Origin of the sequence: Paraburkholderia domus, assembly GCF_905220705.1 — a bacterium.
Classification (GTDB): domain Bacteria; phylum Pseudomonadota; class Gammaproteobacteria; order Burkholderiales; family Burkholderiaceae; genus Paraburkholderia; species Paraburkholderia domus.
In genome coordinates, this window is the sequence record NZ_CAJNAT010000002.1 from 22,167 (window position 1) to 34,394 (window position 12,228).

At 61.9% G+C, this 12,228-nt stretch carries 8 protein-coding genes; 5 read left to right on the forward strand and 3 right to left on the reverse strand.

All coding sequences use genetic code 11. The features are described from left to right. Positions 1–39 precede the first annotated feature (39 nt). The 5 genes from KHO31_RS05225 (at position 40) to KHO31_RS05245 (ending at position 7,706) form a co-directional block, all read left to right on the forward strand. Complete coding sequence (locus KHO31_RS05225; protein ID WP_201084058.1) at positions 40–2,901, forward strand: 2-oxoglutarate dehydrogenase E1 component; 2,862 nt, start codon at positions 40–42, stop codon at positions 2,899–2,901. Between the two features lie 154 nt (positions 2,902–3,055). Continuing rightward, on the forward strand, positions 3,056–4,330 hold the full coding sequence (gene odhB, locus KHO31_RS05230) for a 2-oxoglutarate dehydrogenase complex dihydrolipoyllysine-residue succinyltransferase (RefSeq protein WP_201084059.1): 1,275 nt from the start codon (positions 3,056–3,058) through the stop codon (positions 4,328–4,330). Between the two features lie 139 nt (positions 4,331–4,469). Continuing rightward, positions 4,470–5,900 (forward strand): dihydrolipoyl dehydrogenase, encoded by a 1,431-nt coding sequence (lpdA, locus tag KHO31_RS05235; protein WP_201139189.1) that lies wholly within the window; start codon positions 4,470–4,472, stop codon positions 5,898–5,900. Between the two features lie 90 nt (positions 5,901–5,990). Then, entirely contained in the window at positions 5,991–7,088 is a 1,098-nt protein-coding gene (gene zapE / locus KHO31_RS05240) for a cell division protein ZapE (RefSeq protein ID WP_201084061.1), read from the forward strand. Between the two features lie 162 nt (positions 7,089–7,250). Beyond that, positions 7,251–7,706, forward strand: a complete 456-nt coding sequence (locus KHO31_RS05245; protein WP_201084062.1) for a transposase — start codon at positions 7,251–7,253, stop codon at positions 7,704–7,706. A gap of 150 nt (positions 7,707–7,856) precedes the next feature. Here KHO31_RS05245 and KHO31_RS05250 read toward each other — a convergent pair whose 3' ends face one another. The 3 genes from KHO31_RS05250 to KHO31_RS05260 form a co-directional block, all read right to left on the reverse strand. Next, the gene (locus KHO31_RS05250) at positions 7,857–8,342 is read right to left on the reverse strand and encodes a DUF2147 domain-containing protein (protein ID WP_201084063.1); all 486 of its coding nucleotides are present in this window, start codon (positions 8,340–8,342) and stop codon (positions 7,857–7,859) included. A 244-nt stretch (positions 8,343–8,586) separates the two neighbouring features. Beyond that, positions 8,587–10,287 carry a ShlB/FhaC/HecB family hemolysin secretion/activation protein gene (locus tag KHO31_RS05255; protein ID WP_201084064.1) on the reverse strand — a complete coding sequence of 567 codons (1,701 nt, stop codon included), beginning with the start codon at positions 10,285–10,287 and terminating at the stop codon, positions 8,587–8,589. Positions 10,288–10,534: 247 nt separating this feature from the next. Further along, the gene (locus tag KHO31_RS05260) at positions 10,535–12,037 is read right to left on the reverse strand and encodes a collagen-like triple helix repeat-containing protein (RefSeq protein WP_201084065.1); all 1,503 of its coding nucleotides are present in this window, start codon (positions 12,035–12,037) and stop codon (positions 10,535–10,537) included. Positions 12,038–12,228 lie beyond the last annotated feature (191 nt).

The window sequence follows — 12,228 nt, forward strand, 5'->3', positions numbered from 1 at the left end:
GCTATTTCTCGAGAAACTCGAAGAAAGGTGAGCGTAAAAATGATGAAGCAATTCCAGTCGAACTCTTATCTGTTCGGCGGCAATGCTCCGTACGTAGAAGAAATGTACGAAGCGTATCTCGATAATCCGGCGTCAGTGCCCGAGAACTGGCGCAGCTATTTCGACGCGTTGCAGAACGTCCCTGCATCGGATGGCAGCAATGCCAACGACGTGGCCCATGGCCCGATCGTCGAATCGTTTGCGCAACGGGCCAAGGCTAACGCCTTCATCCCGCGCACGGCGGCTGGCGGCGAAGATCTCGCTACCTCCCGCAAGCAAGTCTATGTGCAGTCCCTCATCGGCGCATATCGCTTCCTCGGCTCGCAATGGGCCAATCTCGATCCCCTGAAGCGCCGCGAACGTCCCGCTATCCCCGAACTCGAACCCGCGTTCTACGACTTCACCGAAGCCGACATGGACCAGGAGTTCAGCGCAACGAATCTGTATTTCGGATTCGAGCGTGCTTCGCTGCGCGAGATTGTCCAGGCCCTGCGTGACACGTACTGCGGCACGATCGGCGCCGAGTACATGTACATCAGCGATCCGGAACAGAAGCGCTGGTGGAAAGAGAAGCTCGAGTCGATCCGTTCGACGCCGAACTTCTCCAAAGAAAAGAAAAAGCACATCCTGAATCGCCTGACGGCTGCTGAAGGCCTCGAGCGCTTCCTGCACACCAAGTACGTCGGCCAGAAACGCTTCTCGCTCGAAGGCGGCGAAAGCTTCATCGCCTCGATGGACGAAGTCGTGCGTCACGGCGGCGCCAACGGCGTGCAGGAAATCGTCATCGGCATGGCCCACCGTGGCCGTCTGAACGTGCTGGTCAATACGCTCGGCAAGATGCCGGCTGACCTGTTTGCCGAATTCGAAGGCAAGCACGTCGACGACCTGCCGGCCGGCGACGTGAAGTACCACAAGGGCTTCTCGTCGGACGTCTCGACCGAAGGTGGCCCGGTTCACCTGTCGCTCGCGTTCAACCCGTCGCACCTCGAAATCGTCAACCCGGTGGTCGAAGGGTCGGCCAAGGCGCGTATGGACCGTCGCGGCGACGACAGCGGCCTGCAAGTGCTGCCGGTGCAGATCCACGGCGACGCGGCTTTCGCAGGCCAGGGCGTCGTGATGGAAACGCTGAACCTCGCGCAAACGCGCGGTTACGGCACGCACGGCACGCTGCACATCGTCATCAACAACCAGATCGGTTTTACGACGTCGGACCCGCGCGACTCGCGCTCCACGTTGTACTGCTCGGACGTCGTCAAGATGATCGAAGCGCCGGTGCTGCACGTGAACGGTGACGATCCTGAAGCGGTCGTGCTGGCTACGCAGCTGGCCATCGACTTCCGGATGCAGTTCCACAAGGACGTCGTCGTCGACATCGTCTGTTTCCGCAAGCTGGGTCACAACGAGCAGGACACGCCGGCTGTGACGCAGCCGCTGATGTACAAGACGATTGCGAAGCACCCGGGCACGCGCGCGCTGTATGCTGAAAAGCTGGTGCAACAAGGCGTGATCACGGCGGAAGAAGGCGATGAATTCGTCAAGGCCTACCGCAAGGCGATGGACGAAGGTCATCACACCGTCGACCCGGTGCTCTCGAACTACAAGAGCAAGTACGCGGTGGACTGGGTTCCGTTCCTGAACCGCAAGTGGACCGACGCAGCCGATACGGCCGTGCCGCTGGCTGAGCTGAAGCGCCTCGCTGAGCGCGTCACCACGATCCCGGAAAACTTCAAGGTTCACCCGCTGGTCGAGCGCGTCATCAACGACCGTCGCGCGATGGGCCGTGGCGAAGCGAAGCTCGACTGGGGCATGGGCGAACACCTGGCATTCGCGTCGCTGGTCGCATCGGGCTACGCCGTTCGCCTGACCGGTCAGGACTCGGGCCGCGGCACGTTCACGCACCGTCACGCGGTGCTGCACGATCAGAACCGCGAGCGCTGGAACGACGGCACCTACGTGCCGCTGCAGAACATCGCCGAAGGTCAGGCGAAGTTCACGGTGATCGACTCGGTGCTGTCGGAAGAAGCGGTGCTGGGCTTCGAATACGGTTACTCGACCGCTGAACCGAATACGTTCGTCGCGTGGGAAGCGCAGTTCGGCGACTTCGTGAACGGCGCGCAAGTCGTGATCGACCAGTTCATCTCGTCGGGCGAAGTGAAGTGGGGCCGCGTGTCGGGTCTCACGATGCTGCTGCCGCACGGCTATGAAGGTCAAGGTCCGGAGCACTCGTCGGCACGTATCGAACGTTTCCTGCAACTGTGCGCAGACCACAACATGCAGGTCGTTCAACCGACCACGCCGGCGCAGATTTTCCACCTGTTGCGCCGTCAGATGATCCGCTTGTTCCGCAAGCCGCTGATCGTCGCTACGCCGAAGTCGCTGCTGCGTCACAAGGAAGCCGTGTCGGATCTGTCCGAACTGGCGAAGGGCGCGTTCCAGCCGATCCTCGGCGAAATCGACGAAGTGATTGAAGCGAAGAAGGTCAAGCGCGTGGTGGCCTGCTCGGGCCGCGTGTATTACGACCTGCTCGCACATCGCCGCGAAGCGAAGGCAAACGACGTCGCGATCATCCGTATCGAACAGCTCTATCCGTTCGCGCACAAGCAGTTCGAAGCGGAAATGAAGAAGTACGACAACGCGACCGAAGTGGTCTGGGTGCAGGACGAGCCGCAGAATCAGGGCCCGTGGTTCTACATCGAGCACCACTTGAAGGAAGGCATGAAGGAAGGGCAGAAGCTGGCATACAGCGGACGTCCGGCTTCGGCCTCGCCGGCAGTCGGCTACTACGCGAAGCACTACGAGCAGCAGAAGGCGCTGATCGAAGGCGCTTTCGGCCGCCTCAAGAGCGCGTCGATCGCCAAGTAACCAAAACAGACGAACCGGGAAAGCGCGCTGCGCTTTCCCGTGCTGTGCTCAGTAACCCAATAGTGGTTCGTTCGCGGCAGTTATGGTTCGCAGGCGGTCGTCGCGGGTCCATGGATCGCGCGCCGTCACCCGATACGTATTCAGGATATTCATAATGGCTATTGTTGAAGTCAAGGTTCCCCAGCTTTCCGAGTCGGTCTCGGAAGCCACGATGCTGCAGTGGAAGAAGAAGCCCGGCGAGGCTGTCGCTCAAGACGAAATTCTCATCGAAATCGAGACCGACAAAGTCGTGCTCGAAGTGCCGGCACCCTCCGCCGGCGTGCTTGCACAAGTGATCTCGAACGACGGCGACATCGTCGTCGCGGATCAGGTGATCGCCAAGATCGACACTGAAGGCACGGCAAGCGCCGCTGCTGTCGAAGCCGAAGTGAAGCCCGCTCCGGTTGCCGCAGCTGCACCGGCCGCTCAAGCTGCCTCCGCAACGGGTGCCAACACCGCTGCTTCGCCGGCTGCCGGCAAGCTGATGGCTGAGGCGGGCCTGGGCGCGGGCGACGTCGCCGGCACGGGCCGCGACGGCCGCATCACCAAGGGCGACGTGCTGAGCGCGGGTCAAGCGGCACCGGCACCGGCTGCCAAGGCTGCACCGGCTCCGGCCGCCGCACCGAAGGCTGCGAAGCCGTCGCTGCCGGACGTCAAGGCACCGGCCTCGGCCGACCAATGGCTGAAAAACCGTCCGGAACAACGCGTGCCGATGTCCCGTCTGCGTGCGCGTATCGCCGAGCGTCTGCTCGAGTCGCAGCAAACGAACGCCATCCTCACCACGTTCAACGAAGTGAACATGGCGCCGGTGATGGACCTGCGCAACAAGTACAAAGACAAGTTCGAAAAGGAACATGGCGTGAAGCTGGGCTTCATGTCGTTCTTCGTGAAGGCGGCTGTCCACGCGCTGAAGAAATTCCCGCTCGTGAACGCGTCGATCGACGGTAATGACATCGTCTATCACGGCTACTTCGACATCGGTATCGCGGTCGGTTCGCCGCGTGGCCTGGTGGTGCCGATCCTGCGCAACGCAGATCAGCTGAGCCTCGCCGAAATCGAGAAGAAGATTGCTGAATTCGGCCAGAAGGCTAAGGACGGCAAGCTGTCGATCGAAGAAATGACCGGTGGTACGTTCTCGATCTCGAACGGTGGTGTGTTCGGTTCGATGCTGTCGACCCCGATTATCAACCCGCCGCAATCCGCCATTCTGGGCGTGCACGCCACGAAGGAGCGCGCTGTGGTCGAAAACGGCCAGATCGTGATCCGTCCGATGAACTATCTGGCGCTGTCGTACGACCACCGCATCATCGACGGTCGCGAAGCGGTGCTGTCGCTGGTCGCGATGAAGGATGCGCTGGAAGACCCGGCACGCCTGCTGCTGGACCTGTAAGCGTCGGTTTGACGGGCGTCGACTTGTCATCGCACAAGTCGACGCCATATAAGCAGCACGTCTTTAGCATTCCGCAGTACTTGAACGACGCGCGCCACGAAGCGTGGCCGCGCGTCGCTCCGCCATCAAAAGGATTGTCATGTCCAAAGAATTTGACGTCGTCGTGATCGGCGCCGGCCCCGGCGGTTATATCGCCGCTATCCGCGCAGCGCAGCTCGGCAAGACCGTCGCATGTATCGAAAAATGGAAGAACCCGGCCGGCGCGCTGAAACTCGGCGGCACGTGTCTGAACGTGGGTTGCATTCCGTCGAAGGCGCTGCTCGCGTCGTCGGAAGAATTTGAAAACGCGTCGCACCACCTGGCCGACCACGGCATTTCCGTGTCGGACGTGAAGGTTGATATCGCGAAGATGCTGGCCCGCAAGGAAGGCATCGTCGAGAAGATGACCAAGGGTATCGAATTCCTGTTCCGCAAGAACAAGATCACGTGGCTCAAGGGCCATGGCAAGTTTACCGGCAAGACGGACGCCGGCGTGCAGATCGAAGTGAGCGGCGAAGGCGAAACCGAAGTCGTGACGGCGAAGAACGTCATCATCGCCACGGGTTCGAAGGCGCGCCATCTGCCGAACGTTCCGGTCGACAACAAGATCGTTGCCGACAACGAAGGCGCACTGACGTTCGACTCCGTACCGAAGAAACTCGCCGTGATCGGCGCGGGCGTGATCGGTCTGGAACTCGGCTCGGTGTGGCGCCGTTTGGGCTCGGACGTGACCGTGCTCGAAGCGCTGCCGGAATTCCTCGGCGCGGCAGATCAGGCGTTGGCCAAGGAAGCCGCCAAACAATTCAAGAAGCAAGGTCTGGACATCCACGTCGGCGTGAAAGTCGGCGAAGTGAAGACGACCGACAAGAACGTGACGATCGCTTACACGGACAAGGACGGCAACGCGCAAACGCTCGAAGCCGACCGCCTGATCGTGTCGATCGGCCGTGTGCCGAACACGGACAACCTCGGTCTCGAAGCGATCGGCCTGAAGGCCAACGAACGCGGCTTCATCGACGTCGACGACCATTGCGCGACGGCTGTGCCGAACGTGTACGCGATCGGCGACGTGGTGCGTGGCCCGATGCTCGCGCACAAGGCTGAAGATGAAGGCGTGATGGTGGCCGAAATCATCGACGGTCAGAAGCCGCATATCGACTACAACTGCGTTCCGTGGGTGATCTACACCGAACCGGAAATCGCGTGGGTTGGCAAGACGGAGCAGCAACTGAAGGCCGAAGGCCGCGAAGTCAAGACGGGCCAGTTCCCGTTCATGGCGAACGGCCGCGCGCTGGGCATCAACAAGGCGGATGGTTTCGTCAAGATGATCGCCGACGCAAAGACCGACGAGCTGCTCGGCGTGCACATCATCTCGGCGAACGCATCGGACCTGATCGCGGAAGCCGTGGTGGCGATGGAATTCAAGGCGGCGTCGGAAGACATCGGCCGCATTTGCCATCCGCACCCGTCGCTGTCGGAAGTCATGCGCGAAGCGGCGCTCGCCGTGGACAAGCGCGCGCTGAACATGTAATCACGCGCACGCCTGACTGAACGCAACTCTGGCATTACCACAAAGGCGGGCGGGTTCACTCCCTCCCGCCTTTCTTTTTGCAGCAACAAGATGAACGTCACCGAATACTACGAAAAAGAACTGCAGACGCGGGGTTACCAATCGGACCCGGCGCAACGCGCGGCGGTCGACCGTCTGCAGCGGTGCTATGAAGAGTGGACCGAATACAAATCGCGGCGCTCGAATGCGTTCAAGAAACTGCTCATCCATCCGGATCTGCCGCGCGGCGTGTACATGTGGGGCGGAGTAGGGCGAGGCAAGAGCTTCCTGATGGACAGCTTCTACATGATCGTGCCGCTGCACCGAAAAACGCGGCTGCACTTTCACGAGTTCATGCGCGAGGTGCATCGCGAACTGGAAGATCTGAAAGGCACGGCCGATCCGCTCGACGAACTCGCGCGCCGCATCGCCAAGCGCTACCGGTTGATCTGTTTCGACGAATTCCACGTGTCGGATATCGCCGACGCGATGATCCTGTACCGTCTGCTCGACAAGCTGTTCGAGAACGGCGTGCAATTCGTGATGACGTCCAACTACGATCCGGACACGCTGTATCCGGACGGCCTGCATCGCGACCGCATGCTGCCGGCAATCGAACTGATCAAGTCGAAGCTGGACGTGATCAATGTCGACGCGGGCATCGATTACCGGAAGCGCACGCTGGCTCAGGTCGAGGTGTATCACACGCCGCTTGGTGCGGCCTCGGACAAAGCGTTGCGTGACGCGTTTTCGCGCCTTGCAGCGGTTCCCGATGAGAGCCCAATCCTGCGCATCGAAAAGCGCGAGCTGAAGGCGCTGCGGCGCGCTGACGGCGTCGTGTGGTTCGATTTCGCGACGCTCTGCGGCGGTCCGCGCTCGCAGAACGACTACCTGGAACTGGCGAGCCGCTTTCACGCGGTGATCCTGTCCGGCGTGCCGCAGATGTCGGTGCGCATGGCCTCGGAGGCGCGCCGCTTCACCTGGCTGATCGACGTGTTCTACGACCATAAGGTCAAGCTGCTGATGTCGGCAGCGGTGCCGCCCGATCAACTGTACGTCGACGGGCCGATGGCCAACGAATTCACGCGCACGGTGTCGCGCATCGTCGAAATGCAATCGAAAGAATACCTCGACACGCCGCGCCGGATCGTCGATACGTCGCTGACTTAAGCGGCCGCGCGATGCGGGCGCCGATGCTTTTGCGATAGATCACGGTCCGCTCACCAAATGGGCGGTGTCCGAAGGCGCATTTTCAAGATTCGGATTGGTCTTATATTCCGTCAGCGGACGACTGGATATCTTGTTTGTCATGGTTCTGACAAAGGAGAAACCATGAATCCGTACCGTGATATCAATGATGAAGAATGGCAACGCGTCGCACCGTTGCTCCCTGAACTGCGTCCGCGCTCCGAACTGCGTGGCCGGCCGCTTGCCAATACCCGTTCGGTGCTCAATGGCGTGCTGTGGGTGATGTATAGCGGCGCGACCTGGTCCGCCATGCCGCGTAAATATCCTTCGTATCAGACTTGCCATCGCCGCTTCAAGGCATGGTATGAATCCGGCGTGCTCAAGCGCGTCATGGATCAGTTGTTCGGCGCGGCGAGCGAAGAACTCTGCAATCTGATGGAAGCGCGCATGCGCACGCATGTGAGCGCTGAACAGAAGAGCGTCGACGCGGAAAAGACTTCGGCCACGGTGCCCACGGCACCGGCGTACAGCCCGGCATCGGTCAAGCCGCTGCCTTCTTCTCCGTTCGCGTATTCGTCGCCCTTCAAGCACGCTGCATGACAACCCCAACCAGCCAGACTCAAACAAAAACGGCCGGACGATGGTGATCGTCGGCCGTTTCTTCCGGTTCCATCCTGGCAGCGGTAGCGGCCCTGATGGAACACCAGCTTCGCGCTTCAGGCATCGGCGCCTGAACTACCCGCTCACACTTTATTGCTGACGAACCCAGGTCTGCGAGCGGCCCAGCAGCGAAACGCCGATGTAGCCACGCACCACCAGCTTGTTCCCACCATCTTCCAGGTGCATCTTGCACTTGTAAACCTTGCCGTTCTCCGGGTCGAGAATCTGCCCGTGATCCCAGCCGTCGCCGTCCTTTTTCATATCGCTGACGATCGTCATGCCGAGAATCAGCTGGTCCTTGCGCGCGTCCGTACATTCGGTGCAGCGGCGATCCGGCTGATCGTTCGCATTGAGTCCTTTGACCACCTTGCCGTTCAGCGAGCCGCTGCTGTCCTGTGCAATTTGCACGAGTGCTTTGGGCTGGCCGGTGTGATCGTCGATGGTTTGCCACATGCCGACCGGGGAATCGGTCTGCGCCATTGCGGTGACGGCGCTGGCGAGCAGCACGCCGGCGAAGGCGGCATGTTTGGCTGTGCGAAGCGCCATTGCGCGTGCGCGCTGTGTGAATTGCATCATTGTCTTCCTCCTTGATTAAAGACGGCGCGATCATGGTCGCGTGGCGTTATTGGCATCTCGGGCGGCCTTCAACTGCCGGCCGCCGTGACGCACTGGTAGTGCCCCTCAGGTTCAACTTCGGCGACATCGGTCTGCGATTCGCGGCCAGCGTGCCGCGAGTCGCACATCGTCAGCGCAGAATACGTGAAAGTGCGCGCGGCGTTTGATAGTGGACCCTCTAATCAGGGCGCGGCATTTTTGAGTGTCAGTTCAGTTGATACGAGAATGTCGCGTTGATGCGTGGGTTGCGCGACGCGCTTTCCACCGGCGCGTCGCCGATCGGCTTGGCCACCGACAAATCCAGGCTGTAATACTTCGCGTCCGAGATCCGGAAGCCGAATGCAATCGACGACAGCTTCGACGGTGACGGCGTCCCCGCATGCAGATACACGCGGGCCATGTCGAACGAGACATAGGGTGTGAAGGTGCGCAGATAGGTGAAGCCCGGCGTAAAGCCCCGGTTGACTTCGAATATGGCGCCCCAGCCCGAATCGCCCGACGCCTCGCCCGGTTCATAGCCCTGCGCAAAACGTTGCGCGCCGAATGAGATCTGTTCCGACGTCGGCAGCGAGACGGCGCTGTACTGGCCCGTCAGCGAAACCGAGGTGCCGATCTTCAGCGGCCACTCGTTGGTTTGCGAAAAGCTTGCGCCGGTCCGCACGAAGTTGATCGACGCCGGATTCGTGACGGGCTGTCCGGGAACGTTCGAGTCGCCGGATTTCGATGCGCCCAGGATATCGAATGCCTTCGCCACATTGATGCTCGCGCGACGCACCTGACCCGTGTCCACGGCGGTGTAGTCGGCCTGCAGTTGCATCACCCGAATCTGCGAGCGTAAGCCGATCTGCGCGCCGGTGTCATGGTTGTTATAGCGATCTTCGTCGTGCGAGGCATAGACCGTGGCGGTGCCGATCACGCTTTGCTTGTTGTTCAACAGGAGCGGATAGGCCAGTGAGCCGCCGACCTTGTCGTTGATGACCGTGCGCTCGATGTAAGAGGGCAGGCCGGGGTTGTCGACCGGATTGCCGCGATAGTGTGACGCGTCGATCTTCCCGATCAGTCCATCGCTGCCGATCGGTACCGCGGCGTGCGCGGCGAGATAGGTGACGTTGTCACGGCCCTTCGGCAGCAAGGCCGACACGCTCAGCTGTTCGCCGAGTGCGGTCAGGCCGTTCTCAGTCGCCGTCAACAGGCCTTGCACGCCGGGGTGATTGAAGTCGATACCCGTGCTGACGTCGAACGGTTTGCGGTCCACATTCAACTCGAGCGTGGTGGCGCCGTCGGTATTTTGCGGAGGCGCCACGTTGGCCGCGACTTTCACGCCGGGCAACAGACCCAGCACGTTGATGTAACGTTCGAAGGTGGCACGCCGCAACGGCCGGTCGGCGACGATGTGGTCGGCGATCGCGCGTATCTTGTCTTCGACCGCGCCGGGCTTGCCCGTCACCTTGACTGCGGACACGTAGCCTTCGACCACCGTCACACGCACCACGCCGCCTTCGAAAGTTTGCGCGGGGATGAACGCGAACGAAAGCGCATAGCCGCGATCCTGATACAGCTTCGTGACGCCGTTGGCGACCTGGATCAGATCGCCGATGGTGGTGTCTTTGCCGACGAGCGGTGTGAAGCGCTGCGCGACTTCGTCGAACGGAATGGACTTCACGCCCTCGACCTGAATCTTTGAAGGCGTCAGATGGCGGGCGAGCAGTTCCTGAAGTTGGGGTGCTTGCGGCGTGACCTGCACGGTCACATTCGGGCCTTTGTCGGGCGCCTTGATCTGCGGCAACGTATCGAGCGGATTACCGCTGACTGTCGGGCGTGACTGCGCTTGTGCTTCTACTTGCATCCCGCTCGCCGCGATCGCCGCGAGCAGGAGGGTCCATTTGCTGCCGTACCCGAGTTTCATCGGATTTTCCTCGTATGCCGTTTTTGTCTTGCGGACGCGCCGCCTGGCCGGGCTGGTCGCGATCGCTTATGTGTGGCTCGACGCATACTGCCATGCTGCATGTATTACGTCACGTGCTCCGTCTGGCTTGAGCATTGGCTGCAAAAGCGCGGAGCACGTGATGAGGCGGACTGCTTATGCACGCTGTGTAACGGAACGTCCGACAGGACGTCTGGTACACGCGGCATCGATGAGCGACTTATGCGGACTACTTATGGCTCACCGGCACCAGGCCGCCGAGCAGGGACGTCAAGCCGCCCGTCGCGCTGCTTGAACCGCTCGTCGAACCTGCTGCCGAGCTGAGTGTGCCGGTCAACTGGCCGACGAGGGCGGTCACGGGGGCGAGCGGGTTGCTGCCGCTGCTGCTGCCCGATGCGCTGCTGGTGACGCCGGAGAGCGCGCCGGTCAGCGTCGACAGCGGATTCGATGCGCTACCTGTGCCGCCCAGCGTCGAGGTCAGCGAACTCAAGGGCGTGCCACCCAGCACTGACGTCAGCGAACCCAGCGGCGAGCCGCCCGTCGCCGAAGTCAGCGAACTTAAGGGCGTACCACCCAGCAAGGACGTCAGCGAACCCAGCGGCGAGCCACCCGTCCCCGAGGTTAGCGAACTCAAGGGTGTGCCGTTCAATACCGAGGTCAGGCCGGATAGCGGTGTGCCGCCGAGCAGTGTTGACAGCGAGCCGAGCGGGTTGTTGCCGAGCCCGAGACTCGCGAGCGAGTTTTGCAGCGGGCCGAACGGGCTGCCGTTGGCAGGCGGTCCATTGACGACGGCTACGTTCGTGCTGCCGACGAGGCTCGTAATCAAACCAGGAATCGGATTCGCACCATTCGGGCCGTTCGGATTGACCAGGCCGCCAGCGTTCGTCACCGTGTTGCCGAGCGAGCCGACCAGCGTGCCGAGATCTGCACCGACCGGATTCTTCGTTGCCGCGCCGACTTGCGAGCCGGCCGAGCTCAAGGCGCCGCCGACTTGCGCGAGCACGCCGCCTACCGGCGTGCCGAGGCCGGTCTGCGTGCCGACCGTCTGCGTCACGAGTCCAACGGTCTGCACGATCGGCGTGATCGCGGTGCTGATTGGTTGGGTGATCTGTTGCACTGGTGCCGAAGCCAGCGAATTGCCGAGCGTTGCGCCACCGGCGTTCAGTGCGCCGGCGGTCGTGGAAAGCACGGTTGCAAGCGGCGTGGTGAGCGGCGATAGCGGCGCGAGATTGCCGGTGCCGAGGCCGCCGACAGTGGTGCTCAAACCTTGCACGACACCGCTCGTCGAGCTGACCACCGAGCCGAGTCCGGCGACCGTGGTGCCGACCGGATTGGATGTCGTGCCGATTTGCCCAACCCCGCTGCTCACCGCATTGGCTAGCGAATTCAGCGTGTTGCTTGTGCTCGACACGGTGTTGCCAAGACCTTGCGTGACTTGCGGGCTGAGGCCCGGGATGGTCTGCGAGGCGATTGTGTTGCCGAGATCGCTGGTGGTCTGTGCGGCGGCGGTGGCAAGGCCGGTGGTGCCCGACGTCGCGGCGGTGGGCGTGCTGCCGCTGGTCGAACCCCCGCCGCCCGCGCTACCGCTGCCGGATGCGGTTGGCGGTGAGTTGAGGGTGTTGCCGCCACACGCCGCGAGCAAGCCTGCGACTGCTACGGCGATCAACGGTGCGCGCAACGACGACACGGTCGCGCACGCCGCATGGAGAGTAAAAAAACGTTGGGTGGACATGTGTGCTCCTCAGTGTCTTCTAGGTGTCGTGTGCGTTGTTTCCGTGCGCCGGTGCAACGGATGTCTGAGCGGCGCGGCTCAATTCAGCCAGGGTCCGGCAGAGCCGGGGCGCGGCTGGCAGGCCGCACTCCGGGTTCCTGGCGCCGGGTGCCCGGTTACTACACGTCTTTCGATGGCTTCGACGTCATTGC